We start from the raw sequence: 22376 nt of genomic DNA on the forward strand, positions 1-22376 counted from the left end.
ATGGGAGTTGTTTTGTTCGCGGCAGAAGGCGGCTGGTTTGCTCTCGAGGGTGTAAGCGGCCTGTTCGCGATCACTGTTGAATTGCTGGCTATCGTGCTGTCATGGGTGTTGATTAAAGAAGTGAAATGGGAGGCGATATTTCGCCACCCCCGCAATGCCAGGGCCAGAATGTGCCAAGTGCTGATTGCGATTGTGTTCGGCCATGCCATAGCGCAGTTTTTTCTGCAATATATGGACTACACGGCCATGCTGAGGAACTTTGTCGAATAACAACAGCGAAACATGTCAACAATGGGAGTAATACAGCCAAGCTTAGGGTAAATAATTGGAATATAATTTACTCTTGTCGATTATTGCCATTAGATGTTAAGATGAAGGTTAGTGGTTGTTCCATAGTGATTTAAATCTTGTTCACTTTTATGAAATGTTAGATCCAGCTTGAAATAGAAATTGCAATCGCGGAGGGAACGCAAAGATGACAAAAATTATCGTCCGCGGAGGCCAGCGTTTAACGGGCACAGTTCGCGTCAGCGGCGCTAAAAATGCAGTGCTCCCTATATTGGCTGCCTCATTATTGGCGACGGAAGGAGACAGCGTCATCTGTGACGTTCCCCTCCTAGACGACGTTATGACGATCCAGAGCGTGCTTCAGACATTGGGCGCGCAAACAACATACAACAACGAAACGATGACCGTATCGGTGCCGATTATTACGTCTTATGAGGCGCCATATGAGCTGATTCGCAAAATGAGAGCGTCTTTCCTCGTTATGGGTCCTCTGTTGGCCCGTATCGGCAGGGTGCGCATCTCGCTTCCTGGCGGCTGCGCCATCGGAACTCGTCCTATCGACCAGCATCTCAAGGGATTTGAAGCGATGGGCGCGGAAATTACATTGGGGCAAGGTTTTATTGAAGCGTCCGTTCGCGGTCGCTTGAAGGGAACAAAGATTTACCTGGATGTGGCAAGCGTTGGCGCAACGGAAAACATTATGATGGCGGCGGCCCTTGCAAACGGGACTACTACCATTGAAAATGCGGCACGCGAGCCGGAAATCGTGGACCTGGCCAACTATATTAACGCGATGGGCGGAAAAGTCCGCGGCGCGGGAACCGGGATGATTCGCATCGAAGGCGTGGAGCGTCTGAAAGGCGCCCGCCATAATGTCATTCCCGATCGCGTGGAAGCAGGCACTTATATGATCGCTTCCGCTATTACGGGCGGCGATGTATTTGTTGAAGGGGCGATCGCAGACCACCTGACCCCGGTTATTTCCAAGCTTCAGGAAATGGGCGTGGAAATAGTGGAAAGCGACAACGGTATTCGCGTAACAGCGAACAGAGGCCTTAAAGCCGTCGATGTCAAAACGCTTCCGCATCCCGGCTTTCCGACGGATATGCAGTCTCAAATGATGGCGCTGCTGCTTGCATCGGAAGGAACAAGTGTCGTAACGGAAACGGTATTTGAGAATAGGTTTATGCATGTGGACGAATTCCAGAAAATGAATGCCAGCATCAAGGTGGATGGACGCTCCGCGATCGTAACGGGCGGCGTGCCTCTTACCGGTGCAAAGGTATGTGCCACCGACCTTAGGGCAGGAGCCGCGTTGATCTGCGCCGCTTTGCGCGCGGATGGCGAAACCGAGGTTACGGGGCTTCACCACGTAGACCGCGGATATGTCGATATCACAGGCAAGCTTGCTTCCTTGGGAGCCGATATTTGGCGTGTCGAAGGTGACGGCGATGCAGTTGTTGAAGAGGTTCAGGAGGTTCAAGCTCCGGTCGCAGTTGTTCAACAAACGGCAGCGGCCTCCAAAGCCGCCGAATCCGGAACATCATACAAGAGGGAAAAGGAAGTTGCGGTTCTGAAGGTACAGCCTACCTGGGCCTAATCGGCCAATCCCTTACATAAACAGGAGACTTTGTGGAAACCTACAAAGGCTCCTGTTTTTTTGTTAGTGTTTTTTGGTATCCTGCTGGCTGGATGAATCTATTGACAAGGGATGAATTGCAGGCTAAAATGAGTTACATAAATGTGTAAACGATTACACACAATACAGAATTCATGTAAGGAGTGACGGGATGTCCAACGTGAATATTACCGTGATAGGCAGCTTGAACATAGATATGGTGACAGAGACAACCGTGGTTCCGGAGCAAGGCGAGACTGTTATTGGAAGCGATTTCTCTAGCTTTACAGGCGGAAAGGGAGCTAATCAGGCTGTAGCCTGTGCCCGTCTGGGCGCAAAGGTGACGATGATTGGATGCGTAGGCGAAGATGCTATGGCTGCGCAGTTAAGGGAAGCTCTGGAGCGCGAGGGTATCCGTATGGAACATGTGAAAACGGTTCCTCATAAGCCGACAGGCATTGCAGCGATTACGGTTTGCGATAGCGATAACCGCATTATCGTCATTCCCGGCGCCAATCACTGCTTGCTGCCGGAAGATATTTTGGAAAAACGGGATGTTATCGCAGGTTCGGACATGATTCTGATTCAGCAGGAAATTCCGCTGGCTACGGTGGAGGCAGCGATCCACCTGGCTCATGAGCTGAACGTTCGCGTTATTTTGAACCCGGCTCCTGCAACTCGGTTATCCAAAGAGCTTTTGGAAAAAATCCATCTGCTTACGCCCAATGAATACGAGCTTTCAATCGTAACGGGGGAAGTGAGCGGCGGTCGAGGCTATAACCAACGGGTAGCGGATTATCCCCATCTCCTCGTCATGACCGCAGGCAGCAATGGCGCCTATTATAAATCCGGCAATGAGGATCAGGGCCATGTCCCGGGCCGCAAGGTAGAGGCAGTGGATACGACGGGTGCAGGAGATACCTTTAATGGAGCGCTTGCCGTCAGGCTGAGCGAAGGAGCGGATCTGGGTGAGGCGGTAATGTTTGCCGTGGCAGCCAGCGCCTTGTCCGTAACAAAGCTGGGCGCGCAAAGCGGAATGCCTTTACGCTCGGAGGTCGAAGCCTTTATGGCGGAGTAACCGCCGAACAATAGCGCTCGGATGAACGTTTCACGAACCGGCCTGCATTGCTGGAAAGGTGATTTTTGGCAGGGCCTTCAGGCCGGAAGTCTTTAAATGTCGTGTTGTTGATTAGGGCGTGTCTGAAAACTCGCTCAAGGGCATCTATCACCGCCTTTTCGCCCCCTGCTACGTTACTTTTTCTTGACTTGCCCCCGGTAAGCCTTCAAAAAAGCGCCTTGCATGGAACAAAAATTCGGCAATGTCTGCTCCCTGCGGAGTTTTCAGACACGCCCTAGTTTGTGGCTGTTTATTTATTGGATAGAGCAGCGAGAATGTTAACTTTTGCTACGAGAGGTCATTGGGATGAAAAAAACAGGCATACTAAATAGCGAAATATCCACTATTCTTTCCCGGATGGGACATACGGATTGCATTGTTATATGCGACTGCGGATTGCCTATCCCGGATCATGTGAAACGAATCGATCTGGCGCTTAAGCAGGGCACGCCTTCTTTTGCGGAGACGCTGGAGGCCGTGCTTGCAGATATGGAAGTGGAGGAAGCCGTCGTTGCCAGCGAAATGGCGGAACGTAACGGCGAGCTCCGGGAGAAAGTGTCTTCTTTGCTGGACGATGCGGAGATACAGGAAGTGAGTCATGAGAGGTTCAAGCAATTGACGGGACAAGCCAAAGCGGTGATCCGAACAGGCGAAGCGACGCCGTATGCAAATATTATTCTGAAGGCAGGCGTCATATTCGGATAAGCCTCGGAGATAGAGGCAAAGGAGGAGTCGAAGATGGAATACGTTGTGGAAATGAGCGGCATCTTCAAGTCGTTCTCTACCGTCCAGGTATTAAAGGATGCCGCGTTCCGGCTTGAACCTGGCGAAATACACGCCTTGATGGGTGAAAATGGCGCCGGCAAATCGACGCTGATGAAAATTTTGACGGGTGTATACAAGGCGGATGCCGGAACAATCAAGCTCAAAGGCCGGGAAGTAGAGTTTGCCGATCCCACGGAGGCCGAGCGATACGGCGTAGCGATCATTCATCAGGAGCTTAATATTATTCCCAAGCTGACTGTGGCCGAAAATATGTTTCTGGGCCGACAGCTTACGTACGGAAGAACGGGCATTCTTCGGGAAAAAGAGATGAATCGGCTGACTCGCGAGTACCTTGGTCGCCTTAACGTCGATCTGGACCCAACAGCGCCGGCGGAGACGTTGTCTATCGGACAGCAGCAGATGATCGAAATCGGCAAGGCATTATCCAAAAAGGCCGAAGTCATCATTATGGATGAGCCTACGGCTGCTTTGACCGACCGCGAAATCGAAGCATTGTTCCGTATCATGGAGCAGCTTCGCAAAGAAGGCGTTGGCATCGTCTATATTTCGCACCGTATGGAAGAAATCTTCACCATTTGCGACCGGATATCCGTCCTTCGCGACGGCGCGTTTCTTGGAACCGAAAAAACGGCGGAAACGACAGTTGAACATATCGTTCGACTCATGGTGGGACGCGAGATCGGAGAACGGTATCCAACCCGCAACTCGGCCATCGGCAAAGAAAGACTGCGAGTGGAAGGGCTGGGCGACGGGCGGCAGTTGAAAGATATCCGCTTTTCGGTCAATGCAGGCGAAATCGTTGGCGTTGCGGGACTGATGGGCGCGGGACGTACGGAAATCATGCGGCTTTTGTTCGGGGCGGACCGAAAAAAAACAGGCGATGTTTACATCGACGGCCAGAAGGTCGACATTAAAAGTCCTGCAAGCGCAATCAAAGCGGGCATCGCGTTTGTAACGGAGGACCGCAAGCATCAGGGTTTGCTGCTGGATATGTCGGTACGCGAAAACCTGTCCATTACCAACTACGGGCAGATCGCCCCGCTCGGCATTGTTTCAAACGGCAAGGAGCAGGCTTTATCCGAGCAAATGATAAAACGCTTTCTTATTAAAGCGAGGGATGCGGAACAAACCGTTAAGTCGCTAAGCGGCGGCAATCAGCAAAAAATCGCAATCGGCAAGTGGCTCGGCAAGCTGCCCCGTATTTTCATTCTGGACGAACCTACGCGAGGCGTTGATGTAGGCGCCAAAAAAGAAATTTACAGCATGATGAACGAGCTTAGCGAGCAAGGGGTAGCCATCATCATGGTTTCCTCGGACTTGCCGGAGGTGCTAGGCGTCAGCGACCGCGTCATTGTCGTTCATGAAGGGCGCATCGCAGCCGAACTTTCCAAGGAACAAATGAATCAGGAAACCATTATGTATGCCGCGACAGGAGGAAACAGCCATGGCCATAAATAAAAAATCGTTGTCAGTCGCCTTGCAAAAGCTTGGTCCGCTGATCGGACTATGCATCATCATTATTTTTCTCATTATCGCAAGTCCCAACTTTTTGACGCTGACGAATATCCTTAATATTTTTCGCCAGGTATCCATCAATGCATTGATCGCTTTTGGCATGACCTTTGTTATTTTGACGGGCGGCATTGATTTGTCCGTAGGCGCTATATTGGCTCTGTCGGGGGCGCTTACCGCAGGCATGATGGGAGCCGGCGTTGATCCCATGACGGCTGTTTTGATCGGGGTTGTTGCAGGCGGAGTAATGGGGGCCATCAATGGACTTCTGATTACAAAAGCAAGAATTGCGCCGTTTATCGCTACGCTGGCAACAATGACGATATTCCGGGGCTTGGCGTTGGTATATACCGACGGACGGCCCATCACAGGCTTTAACAGCGAGGCGTTTACGATGATCGGCGGCGGTTATTTCTTCGGCGTGCCTGTACCTGTCATCCTTATGTTGATTTTGTTCGGTGGCTTGTTTTTCGTATTGCGCAAAACAACCTTTGGACGAAATGTCTACGCTATTGGAGGCAACGAGGAGGCTGCCCGGTTATCTGGCATCAAAACCGGACGTTTTAAAGTGTACGTGTATACGCTGACCGGCGTGCTGTCTGCTCTGGCAGGCATTATTCTGACCTCCCGCCTTAACTCCGCTCAAGCCAACGCCGGCGTCGGTTATGAGCTGGATGCTATCGCAGCCGTCGTATTGGGCGGCACAAGCCTTTCGGGAGGCCGTGGCTGGATCGTAGGCACGTTGATCGGGGCGCTCATTATCGGCGTATTGAACAACGGACTTAATTTGCTAGGCGTCTCTTCCTTCTATCAGCAAGTGGTCAAAGGGTTGGTTATTCTGCTTGCCGTCTTGCTGGACCGTAAGAAAACAAGCAGTTAGGGTTTGTCTTAAAACTCGCTTGAGGGCATCTGAAACCGCCTTTTGGCCCCCTGCTGCGTTACTTTTCCTTGACTTACCCCCGGTAAGCCTTCGAAAAAGCGCCTTGCAGGGAACGAAAATTCGGTCGGCACCATCTGCTCCCTGCGGAGTTCTAAGACATACCTTGATCATAAATGCGCAACAAAAAAATAACAAATAAGGTGGTCATCCTATGAAAAAAATGTTGAAATTCGCAAGTGTAGGCCTCATTACTGCTCTGATGCTCGCCGGCTGCTCCACTACCGCTCCGGGAAGCACGCCAAAGCCGGAGGAGAGCAGCGCTCCTGCCAAAACGGAAGGAATTACAATTGGACTGGCTGTATCGACGCAAAGCAATCCGTTTTTTGTCACCCTTAAAGAGGGTGCGGAACGCGCGGCGCTGGCTGGAGAAGCCAAGCTGACCGTAGTTGACGCGCAGGATGATGCCGCCAAGCAAGCTTCCTCCATCGAAGATCTGATTCAGCAGAAGGTCGATGTGATTATTATCAACCCAACCGATTCTGCGGCCATTGTGCCGGCAGTGCAATCCGCCAATGCTGCGGGTATCCCGGTTATTACGGTTGACCGCGTCTCCGACGGCGGAACGGTTGTAAGCCATATCGCTTCAGACAACAAGGCGGGAGGCGCCCTTGCGGCAAAATATATCGCCGAGAAGCTGGGCGGAAACGGCAATGTCGTGGAATTGGAAGGCATCCCGGGTTCATCCGCCGCTCGCGAACGCGGAGCCGGCTTTAATGAAGAAATCGCCAAATCATCCGGTATTGGAGTATCCGCCAAGCAGCCGGCCGATTTTGACCGTGCAAAAGGCCTGACGGTCATGGAGAACATTGTTCAAGGCAACAAGGATATTAAAGCGGTATTTGCGCATAACGATGAAATGGCGCTGGGCGCGCTGAAGGCGTTGGAGGCGGCAGGTTTGTCCGATGTGATCGTTGTTGGATTTGACGCTACGGACGATGCATTGAAGGAAGTATCCTCGGGAGCGCTTAGCGCAACTGTGGCCCAAAAGCCTGAAGAAATGGGTATTTTGGCTGTACAAACCGCAATCAAAGTAGCGAAGGGCGAGCAGGTGGACGCCTCCATTCCTGTAGATCTAGAGCTTATCAGCAAGGATTCCGGGAACTGACCAGAGCTAGTCTCATCGTATTCTTGACTGCTCCAAACAAGTGTGCTAACGTTTTCCCAAAACGTGAACACACTTGTTTTTTGTCGGGGCGGCGAGTTATTATTTTCTCCCAGGTAAATTGCAGATTGTTGAAAGGAAAATGGCCGATATGACGACAATTAGAGATGTCAGCAAGCTGGCCGGCGTTTCAGTCGCAACCGTATCGCGTCTGCTCAATCAGAGCGGATATGTGAGCAAGGAGGCGGAGGTAGCCATTATGGCTGCCGTCAAGAAGCTGAACTATAAACCCAACACCATCGCCAGAAGCCTCGCCGGGAAAAAAACATCCGCGGTGGCCTTAATGGTGCCCGATATTCTTAATCCATTTTTTCCCGAGCTTGCGCGCGCGGCTGAAGATGAAGCGGCAGCCAGAGGGTATACGCTGGTGTTATGCAATACGGATAATAATCCTGAAAAGGAAAAGATGTATATTGAAGCTCTGATCAATAAGCAGATCGACGGGATTATGATTTCATCCTATACCATTTCGCCACAGCAAATCGTTGCGCTGCAGGAGCGATCTATTCCGATAGTAGCCATTGATAAACCATACAACGGTTATCCAATCTTGTCGGTTACCGCAGCCAACCGAGAGGGCGGGAAAATGGCGATTCGCCACTTGCTGGATGGCGGCTGCCGCAAAATTGCCCATATATGCGGACCTTCCCATGTTCACTCTGCTTATGAGCGGGCGTTGGCCTATGAAGATATTTGCGCTGGCATGCCTTGGTATACGCCAAGTCTGACTGCTTTCGGGCGGTTCAGCGTGGCAGGCGGATACGAAGCCATGAATGAAATTTTCCGCAAACATCCCGATGTCGACGGCGTGTTTGCGGGCAATGATTTGATGGCGGCGGGCGCGTTAAAAGCCATTCACGAGTTAGGGCTTTCTGTACCGGATGAGATCAAAATTATCGGTTTTGACGGTATCCGCATGGACATGGTTTTCCCGGAGCTATCGACAGTCTCCCAGCAAATCTATTCCTTGGGCAAAACGGCCATGGATTATCTGATCCGCCAGATCCAGGATGAACCGATCGAGCGTAAAAACTATGAGCTTGAAGTTCAATTGCTTCCCAAGTCAACCACCTAACCTGCCTATTCCGAGCAGCCGAAGGACATGAAGGGCCTAGTCCCTTTTGTCCTTCGGCTGCTTTTTTCTTCATTAGTCTGCAAGTCGGTGCTTTCTGTGTCTCTAGCACGAATCCTCTCCAAACATGCCAGAGTGAATTCTATACTATTAACGGCAATCATAGAATACAATATCCGGACAATAATCAGAGAGGCGTTTTTGCCGGAGTCTTTATCCCATATGAAAACGCTGGAGGAAAGGAGCGCTGATGAGCGGAAAGCAGTGGATTTTTCTTTTTATGACCGGAATTCTGCTAGGCGGGTTGCTGTTTGGAGTGGAAGGGGTTCTCTCAAAGACGCGGCCGGGATTTCATAGAGAGCCTGGAGTGCGGCTAGAACAGCAGCTTGGGGCGGCAGGTGTGGAGGAAACGAACAACACGGAGGCTGTGGCCGGAGATGGGGCCGGCCGCAGCGGCGGTATCTCCGAAACAGGAGAGCAATCTTTAAGGGATACCGATGCCAGGGTGCGGGCAGCATCTGCACAAGCAGGTCCGTCCGGGCTTAACGTTTCCGACGATGAACGGGGGGGCGGCGGCGAAAAAGGCGGTTCGCTACATATGCCAGTAAAATCTGCGGGGGCCCAACCGCTGGCATCTGGGGAGGCAGGGCCGCTGGACAACGTGCAGGTGAGGGTTTATTTAAGCGCAGAAAAAAAGATAGAAAAGGTTCCGCTGGAAACTTATGTGCTAGGAGTGCTCGCGGGGGAAATGATGGCCGATTTCGAGCTGGAGGCGCTGAAAGCCCAGGCGATAGCGGCCAGAACCTATATTGTAAGAAGGTTATCTGCCCCCGCTGACGGGGCGTTGAAGAAAAAAGGCGCAGATGTGACGGATACAATTGAGCATCAGGTCTATATTCCCCGAGGGGAGCTTCTGGGCCGATGGCCAGGCGGGGCCGATGCGGAGCAATTGATAAAAATGAAACGGGCAGTTGCGGAAACAAGGGGGCTGGTCATTACCTATAACGGAGGTCCGATTGAAGCGGCCTTTTTTTCCACTAGCAATGGATATACGGAAAATTCGGAGGACTATTGGGAGCTGTCGCTGCCCTATCTGCGCAGTGTAGCCAGTCCCTGGGACAAGGAGTTGTCGCCAAGATACCGGCAGCAGGCGGAGTTTGGACAGAAGGAGCTTTATGCAAAGCTGGGGGTGTCCGGCAAGGCGGCAAAAGGGAAACCGGTCATCAAGCTGATGTCCGAAACGGAAGGCAATCGGGTCAAGGAAGTTAAAGTTAACGGCGTTTTGTTTACCGGCAGGGAAGTGCGCGAGAAGCTGGGGTTGGCCTCATCCCAGTTCACCTGGAAGATCGACGGGAACAACGTTTCCTTTACGACCTACGGAATGGGACATGGAGTCGGCATGAGCCAATGGGGAGCAAACGGCATGGCCAAGGAAGGGAAAACGGCGGCCGAAATTCTGCATCACTATTATACGGGCGCAACAGTCGAACAAGCTTCTAAGCTACCAATGACTCTATCCTCGTAAAAAATGGTAAGCCTCACGTATAAAGCCGGTAGATATGGCAACAATGGCTAGTGAGGTGATCGCTAATGAATGATCAAAACCAAAACAAAGGGAAGCAAAGACCCGAAGAAACTCCCAAAAATAGTCTGGGAGGAGCATCTGCCGCCAAATCTAGCAGCGGACTGAAGAAACTATTCGCAAAGCGTTGGGTTTCTCCAGCAATCTTCATGGCTGCGGCAGCAATTATCGTAACCTTAATGTGGATCTATCAGGGCAGTGATCCCGCGAAGCCGACAACGGCTCCGGAAGATGCCACTGAGGTGACGCAAGAAGGCGGACAGCAAGAGGGTACAGCCCAGGAGAATGTCGGCGGCGGCGATGGCAATGTGGTGGAGGAAGCGGCGAGCAACGAGATTATGCAGTGGCCGGTAGGCAAGGTGGAAGACTTGCAGGTTGATGTCGGTTTTTACGATGAAACGGGCAGTCAATCCGACAAGGAGGCTGCGGTTGTACAAGTCGGTTCGACCTTCGCTCCGCATACCGGGGTAGATTTTGTTCACCCGGATGGAGTTGCCTTCGATGTATTGGCGGCAATGTCCGGCAAGGTAACCCGCGCCGACAGTCACCCCCTGTTAGGCAATATTGTTGAAATCAGCCATGGCAACGGGCTGGTTACCGTGTACCAAAGCTTGGCAGGCGTTGAAGTGGAAGAAGGAGACAACGTGAATCAGGGCACGGTCATTGCGCAAGCGGGCCGCAGCGACCAGGAGCGCGATACAGGCATTCACCTTCACTTCGAGACTCGTTTAAACGGGGAAGCCGTCAATCCGAAGGACTATATTACGGAGTAACTGCATCCAGGGAACTATAGAAGAAACCGCGGCGGGCAAGGGATTTATCCTTTGCCCGCTTTGCTATTTTCAAAAATTATTCACTTTCAAGGCTTGTCACGCTTGGACATAGAGAATATATGCCCACTCCACTCATATACTGTACCAAACTATCTACAGCAGGGAGGCGGGAACGTGCACGATTACATCAAAGAGCGAACCATTAAAATAGGCCGCTGCATCGTGGAAACGAAGCATACGGTGCGCACAATCGCAAAAGAGTTCGGCGTGTCCAAAAGCACGGTGCATAAGGATTTGACCGAACGTCTGCCGGAAATCAACCCTGATTTGGCCGATCAGGTCAAGCACATTCTCGAATACCACAAATCCATCCGGCATTTGAGGGGAGGAGAAGCGACCAAGATCAAATATAAAAAAAGCAGCGGGAAAAAGCGAGAGGTGCTTGCGGCCGGGAAGGCTTAACGTTAGTTTTGGCTGATGGCATATTGGATGTCTACCATGCCGCTAGACATGCTTCGTAGTGGAATTCGGGCTTTTGGAACAACCCTTGGCAGTGCTCTTGGCCGTCCCGGAACGATGAAGGCTGCGTGCCGCTTCATTATTTTTTGCCGTGCATAGAGGAATTTTGTCCTTTTTGGCGAATAATGCAAATGGAACGATTAGGAACGTTGATTAACATTATTGGTTGGGGGACTTTAGCCTTATGCTGAGCAAGGATATCGGGATTGATCTTGGGACGGCGAATGTATCCATTCATGTCAAAGGGAAGGGCGTTGTGCTTGACGAGCCTTCGGTTGTAGCGATCGAGAGCGACAGCAAGAAGGTGCTTGCGGTCGGCGAGGATGCCCATCGGATGGTGGGACGTACGCCGGGCAACATTATTGCCATCAGGCCCCTGCGGGATGGCGTCATCGCGGATTTCGAGATTACGGAAATTATGCTGAAAGCGTTTATTGACCGTGTCGATGGCCGCAAGTGGTTCAGCCGTCCGCGCATACTGATCTGCGCCCCCACGAATATTACGTCGGTGGAGCAGAAAGCGATTCGCGAGGCGGCCGAACGCAGCGGCGCTAAGGAAGTGTATTTGGAGGAAGAGCCTAAGGCAGCCGCAATCGGGGCTGGAATGGATATTTTCCAGCCCAGCGGCAACATGGTCGTCGATATCGGGGGCGGAACAACGGACGTTGCCGTTTTGTCCATGGGCGATATCGTTACGGCATCCTCCATTAAGGTGGCCGGCGATAAGTTTGACGACGCCATCATGAAGTACATCAAAAACAAGTACAAGCTTTTGATCGGCGAGCGGACCAGCGAGGATATCAAAATCAAGATCGGATCGGTTTACGATGACGGAACCCGCGGCGAAATTGACATACGCGGCCGCGACATGGTGTCCGGGCTTCCTCAAAGCGTAACCATTCGGTCCGGCGAAGTGAGAGAAGCGCTGTGGGACCCGGTTATGTCTGTGGTTGCGGCGGCCAAATTCGTGCTGGAGCAGACGCCGCCTGAGCTGTCGGCGGACATTATCGACCGCGGCGTTATTTTGACCGGCGGCGGAGCGTTGCTGGGAGGACTGGACACCTTGCTGGCGGAAGAGCTGAAGGTTCCGGTGCTGGTAGCTGATAATCCTATGCATTGCGTGGTGAAAGGGACAGGCATTCTGCTGGACAATCTGGACAAGCTTAAAAAATAGCAGAGGCGGGCATTCGCGGGTAGGGCGCCTTAGGGGGGCGCGCCGAGGCGGAAATAAGCCTATAGTCTCATGCGGGGCTATTCAGACTAGCCGGATTAAGGCCGATATAAAGGAGAGGCCTGACTTTCGCCAACCAGGACAGGAGGATTACAATGCTGAGAGGTTTGTATACGGCCGCGTCTGGCATGATTGCCCAGCAGCGCCGTCACGATACCGTTACGAATAATATAGCCAACCTGAATACGCCGGGGTACAAGCAGATCAACGCGGTTACGCGCTCGTTTCCGGAGATGCTGCTTGCCATGACGGGAGTGCAGAACGCCGAACGCACGTCGGTCGGTACCTGGACCAGCGGCGTTTTTGCTGAAGAAAGCTTGTCCATTCATGTGCAAGGCGATTTGATGCAGACGAACCGCTCCTCTGACTTTGCCCTCGTCTCCAATCTGGAGCTGAACGGACTGGCGTTCGACGCTTCCGGCAAAGCGATTACGGATGACGGCACCGCTGTATTTCAGCCGCAAGCGTTTTTTACGGTACGTGACCAGAACGGGGAAATTCGCTATTCAAGGGGCGGGGCGTTCATGCTGGACCGGGAAGGTTTTCTTCTGGCAAGCGACGGCTCCAACGTGCTTGACGTTGGCGGCAATCCTATTCAGCTTCCTGCTGGCGTGTCGCTAGATGATCTGGTGCTGACCGAAAACCAGACTTTCCTGGACGGGAACGGCAATGACATTGGAAACCAATTAATGATTACGCGGATTGAAAATCCGAATCAGCTTGTACGGGAAGGCAACGGCAATTTCAGATTCGCGACTGACAATGGACAAGCTGCCCTTATCGGAGCGGGAGACCGCGTCGAGGTTCGTCAGGGCTACGTGGAACGTTCCAACGTAGACGCCGCGCAAGCTGCCGTAGATCTGATGGCGGCCCTAAGAGCATACGAGGCCAACCAGAAGGTCATCCAGTTCTATGATCAGAGCTTGCAAAAAGCGGCTAACGAAATCGGCCGGGTCTACTAATAGCAAGGATCGCGGACTATAGCCAATTTCGTAAAGTGACCGAGGGGAGGATTCATTGTCATGAACGCTTCTATGATCAACGCCATGGTGTCGATGAATGCGCTCCAGCAGAAGCTGGATGTCATGGCTGACAATATTGCCAACGTAAATACAGTAGGTTACAAAAAGAAGGAAGTTACATTTGAGGATCTGCTGACCAACCTGAAAAACCAGCCGGATTCCTTTAATCAGCCAGGCAGGAGAACGGCTATGGATTTCAACCAGGGCTGGGGCGCAAAGCTGTCCGTCATTCAGCCTAATTTGTCCCAGGGACCTCTGCAGGCAACGGAAAATTTGACGGACGTTGCTATTGAAGGAAATGCGTTGTTCGAGGTTACGATCGATGGCGCCAATACAAGCGCTTATACCCGCAACGGGGCCTTCCAGTTGACGATGGCTGCAAACGGTGATACGATCTTGGCAACGGAAAATGGTTATCCGGTCGTTGCAAATGTGCCTGACGCTAACGGCAATCTGGTGGAAGGCAACATCATTGTTCCAAGAGGTTATTCGCTTCGCGTTAATGCCGACGGAACGGTGCTTGGCGTCTCTTCCGACAATACCATCGAGCTTGGAAGCATCAAGCTTCTTCAGGTTTCCCGGCCTGCCGCCTTGACCGCGGTGTCCGATAATCTGTTTATTATTGCCGATGGCATCAACCCTGATGATATTGTGCAAGAAGTCACACCTGATCCGGATAATCGAATCGCTCTGCGTCAAGGCTTCCTGGAGCAATCCAACGTCCAGCTGTCTGACGAAGTAACGGAGCTTATCAATGTTCAACGCGCCTATCAGCTTGCAGCAAGAGCTTTATCGTCCAGCGATACGATGATGGGCATTGCGAACTCGATGCGCGCGTAGGCTAGAATGAAGGTGATGCGTATGACCGACGATGTAATGAATTCCAGCGGGAATGAGTTGCCTCGTCAATCAGCCGGCAACGGCAGAATGACAGGAAATGCGGCTGGCGGGAGCAGAACGTCCGGCAGTCCAACCGGCGTCTATCCTGGCGCCATTCCCGGCGGGCTCTCGCGAGCGCAGCGGCTTAACAGCGTTTCTTCCGGCGACGGCGGAAGCGGATTAAGCGGCGGCAAGGTGCCGGAAAAAGGGAACGGCGGCGAAACCGGGGACAACAAGGTTAAGAACCGGACCAAGGAAACATGGCCCGAAGAGGACGAAGAAGAGAAACGCTTTCCGATTTGGGCGCGGGTGGCCTTTTGGCTGTTTCGCAAAAGCATAGTCCCTGTCATAATGGTTGTTATGCTGCTTGCAGGCTTGTATATCGGATACGTATACCTGGGCAAATCGTCCAAGGACGATGTTTTTGAATGGTCTACCTGGCAGCATCTTTACGATCTGATTTTTGCAGAGTCCTGATGCCGGATGGCGCCGGGAAGGTGAAGAGAAGCGGTTGGCTCTCTGTATGGCCTGATTTTGGGGCTTTGCAGAGGGCTTTTTGCGTTATCGGGCCTTTTGGCTGTTGCTTGGAGGGTCCCCTTTGTTTTCATTTGACGGGAGGTAGTTTATAATAGAAGTTGTTCAAAAAGACCCGCTTTTGATCACGAAGTATGCCTAACGGCATGATCAGCATCGAATATGAAACTCAGCCGAAATTTCCGGTGCTCACTTAGTTTCCACTAAGCTCCGCTCCTCAATTTCTAGCTTCATTCCATCTTCTCGGTGCTGAAAACCGGACTTTTTGAACTCGTATTGGTAGTTGGGAACCATGGTGGGGCATTCCTTAGGAATGTATAGGAGCGTGTGCAATTGAATCTGCCAAATTTATTAACGGCGTTGCGGTTTCTGCTCATTCCCGTCTACATAATCATTTTCGCCAGCGGACATATGATTCCTGCTTTTCTTGTTGTAATAGCGGCGGGAGTTACGGACGTGCTGGACGGACATATCGCCAGAAGATACGGGCTGATTACCCCTGCGGGCCAGATGCTGGATCCGCTCGCTGACAAGTCGATGATTATCGCGGTTATTGTAACGCTTCTTTATGCCGGCCATATTTCGTGGTGGGCAGCGGGGGCATTGTTTCTGCGCGATCTGGGTATGATTGCAGGCGGACTGATCCTCCATTTTAGAGGCAAAAAAAATGTACCGGCCAACTGGATGGGCAAACTGACAACGGTGCTGCTTTATTGCGCCATTATGTTTATTTTTTTCCAAGCTTCCTTTGCGGAAGGTTTTTTGTGGACAGTGATTGCTTTTTCTTTCCTTACGTCAATTGTTTACGCAGGGGCTTACCGGAAAATGAATCCCAAGCTGTCTCCCGGGCCTGAAGGTCCCCAAGGGCCTCAAGGACCACGGGATCAGAAAGAGGCTTGACCTCGGACACTTCAGGTCCTTGGCCAAGCCCCCTTATCTTAACCTTCGCAAACTGCAGTTTTACGAGGGATAAGTATAGTGTGACTGAAATGGACATGTTTTATTCGAGTGAACATAAGAGAGGAGCTTTAAACATGCTTGATATTAACCAAATCCAGGAGATTATTCCCCACCGCCCCCCGTTTCTGCTGATTGACCGTATTTTGGAGGTAGAACCAGGCGTACGGGCTGTTGGCGTCAAAAACGTTACGATGAACGAACCTTATTTTGTGGGTCACTTTCCCGGTTACCCCGTTATGCCCGGCGTTCTCATTGTTGAGGCGCTGGCGCAGGTCGGCACAGTTGCGATGCTGATGGTGGAGGCTAATAAAGGAAAGCTTGGTTTCTTTGCAGGCATCGACGGCTTCCGGTTTAGAGGACAAGTTACACCTGGCGACACGCTTACGCTTGAAGTGGAGATTACAAGACTGAAGGGCTCCATCGGCAAAGGCCAGGCCACTGCAAAAGTAGGCGACAAAATTGTTGCCGAAGGCGAAATGATGTTTGCTTTGTCCAACCGTTAAATCCGGTATGCGTTTAACAACCCATTAATTCAGGAGAGGAACATTTTCAATGAGCAAACCATCCAATGATCATATCGCCGCCTACGAGGCATGGCTGAACGACGCCCTTATCGACGAAGCAACCAAAGAGGAGCTTCGCGGAATTGCAGGCCAAGACAAAGAGATCGCCGACCGTTTCTATCGCGACCTTGAATTTGGCACAGGGGGCTTGCGCGGGGTAATGGGCGCAGGCACAAACCGCCTGAATGCGTATACGGTAGGCAAAGCGACACAAGGTCTGGCGAACTGGCTGTTATCCAAAGGCGAAGCATCGCCGTCTGCGGTGATTGCGCATGACTCCCGCAACTATTCGCCGGAGTTTGCTCTGGATTCGGCGCTGGTACTTGCCGGAAACGGAATCAGGACCTACCTGTTCAAGTCGCTTCGTCCGACTCCACAGCTTTCTTTTGCCGTTCGAGCGCTTGGCGCATCTAGCGGTATTGTCATTACTGCCAGCCATAATCCGCCGGAATATAACGGCTATAAGGCATATGGCAGCGACGGCTGCCAATTGATTCCCGAGGACGCAGAGCAAGTAATCGCTGCAATCGGGGCAATTGAAGGTTTTGGAGAGGTAAAGCGTCTTTCGCGGGAAGAGGCTGAGCAAAAGGGCCTGCTGGTTTGGCTTGGCGAAGAAGCCGATCGCGATTATGTCAATACAGTGGTAGCTCAAAGCCTGAATTCGGAATTGCTCAAAGGAGAGCTCGGGGAAAAGTTCAGCGTTGTGTTTACGGCTCTTCACGGCACGGGCAATCTGCCAGTTCGCCAGGCGCTTGAGGGAGCAGGCTTCCGCAATGTCCATATTGTGGCGGAGCAAGAGCAACCGGATGGATATTTTAGCACGGTCAAGTCGCCGAACCCGGAGGAGCGCGAAGCGTTTACGCTGGCTATCGAGCTGGCCAAAAAAGTAAATGCCGACATTATTGTCGGAACCGATCCCGACGCTGACCGAATGGGCGCGGTTGTCCGCAACAGCGAAGGCGAATACGTTGTGCTGACAGGCAATCAATCCGGCGCGTTAATGGTGTATTATGTGCTGAGCATGCTTGAAGAGCGGGGCCAGCTGCCGGAAAACGGAGTGGTCATTAAAACAATCGTAACCAGCGAAATGGGAGCCGATATTGCCAGCTCTTTTGGCGTCGATGTGGAAAATACGTTGACCGGCTTTAAATATATCGGCGAAAAAATGACCTCTTACGAAAAAACGGGAGAAAAAAGCTTCCTGTTTGGCTATGAGGAAAGCTATGGGTATTTGACCGGCACTTATGCCCGCGACAAAGACGCCATTGTAGCCGCTTTGCTGATCTGCGAAGCAGCCGCTTATTACAGCAGCCAAGGCAAAACGTTGTATGACGTGCTTCTGGAGCTATACGGCAAATACGGATCTTACCTGGAAGGACAGGAGTCACGCACGATGAAGGGCCTGGACGGCGCTCAGAAGATTCAGGGCATTATGAATGACTGGCGAAACAATCCGCCTGTCGAAATTGACGGGGTTAAGGTTGCCGAGGTATTGGACTACAGCGTCGGACTGCAAGGCCTTCGTCCGGAAAATGTGCTGAAGTATAAATTGGAGGACGGCTCATGGTTCTGCTTGCGTCCTTCGGGCACGGAGCCGAAGATCAAGGTTTATTTTGCCGTGAAGCAAGAAAGCCCTGCGTCCGCCGAAGCAGCGCTGCAGGAACTGAAGTCTTCTGTCATGTCCCGCGTAGATCGTGAGGACTAGGCAATGGACCAGCGTCAAGACAGGAACGGAGGATTAATGTGTTGATGAGATGGCAGCGCTGGAACCGGCGCGCAAGAACATGGCTCTGGATTGTCGTTCTGGTCGGCGTAGTGGCTTCATTGCCGCTGGGCTTGTCCAGAATACAGATGGAGAAGTCGGCAAATACCGTCGAATTTGTATTCGACTACATTGATATTTTGGAAGTAGCGGAGCAGCAGAGCAGCCCTAGACAATATCTGGAGGACAAGCTTGATGTGTTGAAGGATGCCGGAATCGGCACAATGGCCGTGTATGAAAGCACGCTTAGGGAGCTGCAGCGTTCAGGCCGCCTCATTTATTACAATGAACGAGACGCCGCGTTGCTTCAAGGCAAGCTGCCTGACGAGCGGGTTAACTATTCCTATGTATTGTTCAGCGGAGCGGAGGAAGCGGGGAAAATTGGTCCGATCCTCCGGGAAGGGCTGGACCGGTACGGGGTGAATTACCGGGATTGGTCTTTCGGTGACCGCAACGGCCTTGTTGTGGAGGAGCCTCTTGCGGCCCTCAACCTAAAAACCTTTGATTTTGACCCCATGACGCTGGATGAGCTCAAGGAGGCGGGATTTCATATCTTGCCGCGCTTTTCCGACCGTGTTGTTCCTTACGACAGCGTACGCACGGATGCTCAACTGGCCCGTCTGAAAGAATACGGCGTCACTCGCGTCTTGTTCGATGGAGAAAAAGCCAAAGGGGCCAGCGATCAAGCGGATCTGAAAAGCTTGGATAGCTTTGGCGAGCTTCTCAAGCATCATGGTATTGGGCTGACGGTTATTGAAAATCTCAAGAAACCGCAGCAAGGGATTAATAAATTGGCCTATTTGAGTCAATATAATGTGGTAAGGCTGTATTCGCTATCTCCGGAGGAAAGCCTGGAGATATCGTCTACCGTTCTGAAGGAACGTTTCCTTCTTGCAGCCAAAGACCGGAATATCCGGATGTTTTTCCTGAACACGATGCTGCAATCCAGCAGTGACACGGGACGGCTGAACGATTCCGTGGACAAGCTTGCGCTTGCCATGGGCGGTGAAGAGGGAGCGATTTCGTTGCTGGCAAAAGAGGGCTTTCCGAACGGCGTGGCGGAGTCCTTCCAATTCAGCAAGCCGTCTTGGGAAAAGCCGCTGCGGGGACTTTCCGTGCTAGGAGCGGTTGCGCTGATCGCGCTTCTGATTTCCGCTTTTATCCCCCATACAGGTATTCCGTTGTTTCTGCTGGGGCTTGCGGGCTCGGCGGGACTATACGTGCTGAACAGTTCGTTGCTTGAGCAAGGGCTGGCGCTTGGAGCCGCAGTGAGTGCGCCGACGCTGGGCATCATTTGGGTATTAAACCGGATTTACTCCAGAACCATTGGGGCAAGGCGCATGATCGGCGGGGAGACGTGGACCGTCGGTGGGGCCGGACATCCTTCGCTTGCGCAGGAGAGCCGTACAACCTGGGTATTCCCTGAGGTTTCGGCGGCTCGCCGCCTGGCCATGGCGCTTGGCTGGTTTGTCGGTGCGACCTTGATTACGCTATCTGCCGTGCCGCTTGTGTTCGGCTTGCTGAACAACATTACGTACAGTCTGGTGCTGGAGCAATTCCGTGGCGTTAGCGCGCTTCATTTTGGCCCGTTGGTGCTGGTTGCCATTTATGTTTTCCTTTACGAGGATTCTGAAGGAACCGGCGTTTGGAGGCGCGGCGTCGCCTTGCTGAAGCAGCCGATCACGCTGCTATGGATCGTTGGCATAGCCTTGGTTGGGGCGGTTGGTTTTTATTATTTGTCCCGCACCGGAAACGGCGGGCAGGTTACGCCGCTTGAGCTGCTTATTCGCGGCTGGCTGGAATCGACATTTGGCGTTCGCCCGAGATTTAAAGAATTTATGCTGGGACATCCGCCGCTATTGCTTGGTTTGTTCCTTGCGATTCGATATCGCGCGGCCTGGGTATTAATGATTGTGGGAGCCATGGGTCAACTGACCATGGTCAGTACGTTCACCCATATTCATACGCCGCTTTATATTTCCATTATCCGCACTCTTCTGGGTCTGGGAGCCGGTCTGGTCTTCGGCCTGATCGCAATTGGACTTTGGACTGCGGCGGAAGGAGCTTTCCGTAAATGGGTATTGCCGCGGTTTCAACCAAAATCCGCTTAGTTATCTCCGGTTATTACGGATTTCACAATAGCGGCGACGAGGCTGTGCTTCGTTCGATCTTGCTGGCTCTGGAGGAGCAGGGGCAGGCTTTGGGTCTTGAAGTGCAGCCGATTGTGCTTAGCGGAGACCCTGCTTGGACCAGAGAGGTGTACGGCGTCGAGTCGGTGCATCGGATGCGCCCAGCCGAGGTGCTGCGTGCTATAAAGGGCAGCCATGGCCTGATTAGCGGCGGAGGCAGCCTCCTGCAGGATGCGACAAGCGCCAAAACGATCCCTTATTACACCGGGGTGATGAAGCTTGCGCAGTTGCTGGGCAAGCCGACGTTTGCTTACGCACAGGGCATAGGTCCGGTAAACAGGCGATGGATGTACCCTTTGATTGCTGGCGTAATGAAAAAAAGCGCCTATGTATCGGTCCGGGATGCAGAATCTGCAGCATTGCTTAGCAGGATCGGCATGCCTAAGGACAAGATTGAGGTTGTTCCGGATCCGGTGATGGGTTTGCCGCTGCCCAAGGCTGAAGGATTGGCTTCGTCGGCGGCAGGGACGGGCACCGTTTCGCTGGAAGTTGAGCATGCTGCGGGAGCAGGTGCTGCCCAAGGCGGAATCCCGGTTCTAGGAGTGTCTCTTCGCAACTGGCGCCAGGATGGTGCCGATATTGCCAGAATTACTGCCGCGCTTGAGGCCTTGTCCCATCGCAGGCCCGTGATTTTGCGGTTTCTTCCCTTTCATACGCCTTTGGACCGCGTGTTGTCGGAAGAGGTGCTGGCTAAGCTGGAGGGTCGCCTGGGACCAGGTAGCTCAGCGGAATTGCATGATCCCGGCGATGATCCGCAGCAAATGCTGTTAGCGGTGAGCCGTTGTCAGCTTCTCCTTGGCATGCGGCTCCATGCTCTGATCTATGCAGCAGGACGAAAAGTGCCGCTGCTGGGGCTTTCCTACGATCCCAAGATTGATCAATTTTTGGCCCGTCTGGGATTGAAGCCGATCGGCACAACCGAAGATTTGCACATCGAGGCATTTGTTGCCGCGGCATGCAGTTTGCTGGATGATGCCGATGGTTGGCGGAACAGGCATGGAGAGGCGATCGAAACTCTTCGCCGGCAGTCGCAGCATCCGGCGCAACAAATTCTGACAATGATGCGTCAATATAGTTCGAGGTGAGTTCCTCTTATGTCGAAAATAGTGCCAACAAAGGTTCCTACCGTATCCATCTTCGGAATTCCGTTCTCCAAGATGGGAATGGACGAAACGGTGAGCCATCTAACGTCTTCTATTGAAGCGGGAAAATTGCAGCATGTCGTGACAGCCAATCCCATTATGGTGATGGCTGCGTTGGAAAATCCATCCTTCGCCAAAGTGATGGCCCGTGCTGATCTGATTGTGCCGGACGGGGCGGGAGTTGTTTGGGCAGCCCGGTATTGCGGAGAACCGGTCGCGGAGCGGGTGACAGGTTTTGACCTGATGCACCGCCTGCTGGCAGAAGGAGAAAAGCGCAGATGGAAGGTATACCTGCTGGGAACCTCGCAGGACATCATCGAATCGGCCGCCGAAAAGCTCCAGCTCCAGTATCCGCAAGTCAAAATCGTCGGTTATCGCAACGGTTACTTTAAACCGGAGCAGGATGATGAAATTGTGGAAGAAATCCGCTCCTTGTCCCCGCATTTGCTTTTTGTGGCGAGAGGCATGGAGAAGGAAAGCTGGAACGCCGATTATAAGGAAAAGCTGGGCGTTCCGTTTATTATGGGCGTGGGCGGAAGCTTTGACGTTGTGTCGGGCAAACTAAAGCGGGCGCCGGGAGTCGTGCAGAAGCTGAAGCTGGAATGGCTGTACCGTCTGCTGCAGGAGCCAAGCCGCTACAAAAGAATGCTTGCGCTGCCGAAATTCGTCGTGAAAGTGATCCGCAACAAAGAAAACGTGACAAAACCAACAACTTTAGCTTAGAA

The 22376-nt window shown here is 52.4% G+C and carries 21 protein-coding genes; all 21 read left to right on the forward strand.

The features are described 5' to 3' along the window. The 21 genes from ACX93W_RS23645 (at window position 1) to ACX93W_RS23745 (ending at window position 22374) form a co-directional block, all read left to right on the forward strand. The gene (locus tag ACX93W_RS23645; RefSeq protein WP_459394848.1) at window positions 1–270 is read left to right on the forward strand and encodes a DUF1146 family protein; all 270 of its coding nucleotides are present in this window, start codon (window positions 1–3) and stop codon (window positions 268–270) included. 205 nt (window positions 271–475) lie between these two features. Then, window positions 476–1888 (forward strand): UDP-N-acetylglucosamine 1-carboxyvinyltransferase, encoded by a 1413-nt coding sequence (gene murA, locus ACX93W_RS23650; protein WP_459394849.1) that lies wholly within the window; start codon window positions 476–478, stop codon window positions 1886–1888. A 190-nt stretch (window positions 1889–2078) separates the two neighbouring features. Continuing rightward, a complete protein-coding gene (gene rbsK / locus ACX93W_RS23655) occupies window positions 2079–2984 on the forward strand; it encodes a ribokinase (RefSeq protein WP_459394850.1) in 906 nt (301 codons plus the stop codon). Window positions 2985–3329: 345 nt separating this feature from the next. After that, on the forward strand, window positions 3330–3728 hold the full coding sequence (gene rbsD / locus ACX93W_RS23660) for a D-ribose pyranase (protein ID WP_459394851.1): 399 nt from the start codon (window positions 3330–3332) through the stop codon (window positions 3726–3728). A 33-nt stretch (window positions 3729–3761) separates the two neighbouring features. Continuing rightward, window positions 3762–5267, forward strand: coding sequence for a sugar ABC transporter ATP-binding protein (locus ACX93W_RS23665; protein WP_459394852.1), 1506 nt, complete (start codon window positions 3762–3764; stop codon window positions 5265–5267). Further along, window positions 5254–6201 carry an ABC transporter permease subunit gene (locus tag ACX93W_RS23670; RefSeq protein WP_459394853.1) on the forward strand — a complete coding sequence of 316 codons (948 nt, stop codon included), beginning with the start codon at window positions 5254–5256 and terminating at the stop codon, window positions 6199–6201. Before ACX93W_RS23665 ends, ACX93W_RS23670 begins: the two co-directional genes overlap by 14 nt. 211 nt (window positions 6202–6412) lie before the next feature. Next, the gene (gene rbsB / locus ACX93W_RS23675) at window positions 6413–7366 is read left to right on the forward strand and encodes a ribose ABC transporter substrate-binding protein RbsB (RefSeq protein WP_459394854.1); all 954 of its coding nucleotides are present in this window, start codon (window positions 6413–6415) and stop codon (window positions 7364–7366) included. A gap of 148 nt (window positions 7367–7514) precedes the next feature. Beyond that, window positions 7515–8498, forward strand: a complete 984-nt coding sequence (locus ACX93W_RS23680) for a LacI family DNA-binding transcriptional regulator (RefSeq protein ID WP_459394855.1) — start codon at window positions 7515–7517, stop codon at window positions 8496–8498. 247 nt (window positions 8499–8745) lie between these two features. Beyond that, window positions 8746–10020 carry a stage II sporulation protein D gene (gene spoIID / locus ACX93W_RS23685; protein ID WP_459394856.1) on the forward strand — a complete coding sequence of 425 codons (1275 nt, stop codon included), beginning with the start codon at window positions 8746–8748 and terminating at the stop codon, window positions 10018–10020. A gap of 65 nt (window positions 10021–10085) precedes the next feature. Further along, window positions 10086–10850 (forward strand): peptidoglycan DD-metalloendopeptidase family protein, encoded by a 765-nt coding sequence (locus tag ACX93W_RS23690; protein WP_459394857.1) that lies wholly within the window; start codon window positions 10086–10088, stop codon window positions 10848–10850. Window positions 10851–11024: 174 nt separating this feature from the next. Further along, window positions 11025–11312, forward strand: coding sequence for a sporulation transcriptional regulator SpoIIID (spoIIID, locus tag ACX93W_RS23695; protein ID WP_459394858.1), 288 nt, complete (start codon window positions 11025–11027; stop codon window positions 11310–11312). A 241-nt stretch (window positions 11313–11553) separates the two neighbouring features. Next, the gene (gene mreB / locus ACX93W_RS23700; protein ID WP_459394859.1) at window positions 11554–12543 is read left to right on the forward strand and encodes a rod shape-determining protein MreB; all 990 of its coding nucleotides are present in this window, start codon (window positions 11554–11556) and stop codon (window positions 12541–12543) included. A 152-nt stretch (window positions 12544–12695) separates the two neighbouring features. After that, the gene (locus ACX93W_RS23705) at window positions 12696–13562 is read left to right on the forward strand and encodes a flagellar hook-basal body protein (RefSeq protein ID WP_459394860.1); all 867 of its coding nucleotides are present in this window, start codon (window positions 12696–12698) and stop codon (window positions 13560–13562) included. A gap of 60 nt (window positions 13563–13622) precedes the next feature. Continuing rightward, window positions 13623–14462: a flagellar hook-basal body protein gene (locus ACX93W_RS23710; RefSeq protein ID WP_459394861.1), complete on the forward strand. Its 840-nt coding sequence runs from the start codon at window positions 13623–13625 to the stop codon at window positions 14460–14462. Window positions 14463–14483: 21 nt separating this feature from the next. Continuing rightward, a complete protein-coding gene (locus tag ACX93W_RS23715) occupies window positions 14484–14978 on the forward strand; it encodes a DNA-directed RNA polymerase subunit beta (protein WP_459394862.1) in 495 nt (164 codons plus the stop codon). Window positions 14979–15368: 390 nt separating this feature from the next. Continuing rightward, window positions 15369–15935 (forward strand): CDP-alcohol phosphatidyltransferase family protein, encoded by a 567-nt coding sequence (locus tag ACX93W_RS23720; protein WP_459394863.1) that lies wholly within the window; start codon window positions 15369–15371, stop codon window positions 15933–15935. 134 nt (window positions 15936–16069) lie between these two features. Further along, window positions 16070–16498 (forward strand): 3-hydroxyacyl-ACP dehydratase FabZ, encoded by a 429-nt coding sequence (fabZ, locus tag ACX93W_RS23725; RefSeq protein ID WP_459394864.1) that lies wholly within the window; start codon window positions 16070–16072, stop codon window positions 16496–16498. Window positions 16499–16547: 49 nt separating this feature from the next. Further along, entirely contained in the window at window positions 16548–18263 is a 1716-nt protein-coding gene (locus ACX93W_RS23730; protein ID WP_459394865.1) for a phospho-sugar mutase, read from the forward strand. A gap of 44 nt (window positions 18264–18307) precedes the next feature. Beyond that, window positions 18308–20431, forward strand: a complete 2124-nt coding sequence (locus ACX93W_RS23735; protein ID WP_459394881.1) for a DUF5693 family protein — start codon at window positions 18308–18310, stop codon at window positions 20429–20431. Further along, window positions 20395–21594 (forward strand): polysaccharide pyruvyl transferase CsaB, encoded by a 1200-nt coding sequence (csaB, locus tag ACX93W_RS23740; RefSeq protein WP_459394866.1) that lies wholly within the window; start codon window positions 20395–20397, stop codon window positions 21592–21594. The genes ACX93W_RS23735 and csaB overlap by 37 nt, the downstream gene beginning before the upstream one ends. 9 nt (window positions 21595–21603) lie before the next feature. After that, entirely contained in the window at window positions 21604–22374 is a 771-nt protein-coding gene (locus ACX93W_RS23745; RefSeq protein ID WP_459394867.1) for a WecB/TagA/CpsF family glycosyltransferase, read from the forward strand. The last annotated feature ends 2 nt before the right edge of the window (window positions 22375–22376 follow it).

The organism is Paenibacillus sp. CAU 1782, from assembly GCF_054551715.1.

Bases quoted from the DNA above. Each gene is read 5' to 3' on its own strand.
- ACX93W_RS23645 (WP_459394848.1), top strand. From the start codon at position 1: ATGGGAGTTGTTTTGTTCGCGGCAGAAGGCGGCTGGTTTGCTCTCGAG.
- murA (WP_459394849.1), top strand. From the start codon at position 476: ATGACAAAAATTATCGTCCGCGGAGGCCAGCGTTTAACGGGCACAGTT.
- rbsK (WP_459394850.1), top strand. From the start codon at position 2,079: ATGTCCAACGTGAATATTACCGTGATAGGCAGCTTGAACATAGATATG.
- rbsD (WP_459394851.1), top strand. From the start codon at position 3,330: ATGAAAAAAACAGGCATACTAAATAGCGAAATATCCACTATTCTTTCC.
- ACX93W_RS23665 (WP_459394852.1), top strand. From the start codon at position 3,762: ATGGAATACGTTGTGGAAATGAGCGGCATCTTCAAGTCGTTCTCTACC.
- ACX93W_RS23670 (WP_459394853.1), top strand. From the start codon at position 5,254: ATGGCCATAAATAAAAAATCGTTGTCAGTCGCCTTGCAAAAGCTTGGT.
- rbsB (WP_459394854.1), top strand. From the start codon at position 6,413: ATGAAAAAAATGTTGAAATTCGCAAGTGTAGGCCTCATTACTGCTCTG.
- ACX93W_RS23680 (WP_459394855.1), top strand. From the start codon at position 7,515: ATGACGACAATTAGAGATGTCAGCAAGCTGGCCGGCGTTTCAGTCGCA.
- spoIID (WP_459394856.1), top strand. From the start codon at position 8,746: ATGAGCGGAAAGCAGTGGATTTTTCTTTTTATGACCGGAATTCTGCTA.
- ACX93W_RS23690 (WP_459394857.1), top strand. From the start codon at position 10,086: ATGAATGATCAAAACCAAAACAAAGGGAAGCAAAGACCCGAAGAAACT.
- mreB (WP_459394859.1), top strand. From the start codon at position 11,554: ATGCTGAGCAAGGATATCGGGATTGATCTTGGGACGGCGAATGTATCC.
- ACX93W_RS23705 (WP_459394860.1), top strand. From the start codon at position 12,696: ATGCTGAGAGGTTTGTATACGGCCGCGTCTGGCATGATTGCCCAGCAG.
- ACX93W_RS23710 (WP_459394861.1), top strand. From the start codon at position 13,623: ATGAACGCTTCTATGATCAACGCCATGGTGTCGATGAATGCGCTCCAG.
- ACX93W_RS23715 (WP_459394862.1), top strand. From the start codon at position 14,484: ATGACCGACGATGTAATGAATTCCAGCGGGAATGAGTTGCCTCGTCAA.
- fabZ (WP_459394864.1), top strand. From the start codon at position 16,070: ATGCTTGATATTAACCAAATCCAGGAGATTATTCCCCACCGCCCCCCG.
- ACX93W_RS23730 (WP_459394865.1), top strand. From the start codon at position 16,548: ATGAGCAAACCATCCAATGATCATATCGCCGCCTACGAGGCATGGCTG.
- ACX93W_RS23735 (WP_459394881.1), top strand. From the start codon at position 18,308: ATGAGATGGCAGCGCTGGAACCGGCGCGCAAGAACATGGCTCTGGATT.
- csaB (WP_459394866.1), top strand. From the start codon at position 20,395: ATGGGTATTGCCGCGGTTTCAACCAAAATCCGCTTAGTTATCTCCGGT.
- ACX93W_RS23745 (WP_459394867.1), top strand. From the start codon at position 21,604: ATGTCGAAAATAGTGCCAACAAAGGTTCCTACCGTATCCATCTTCGGA.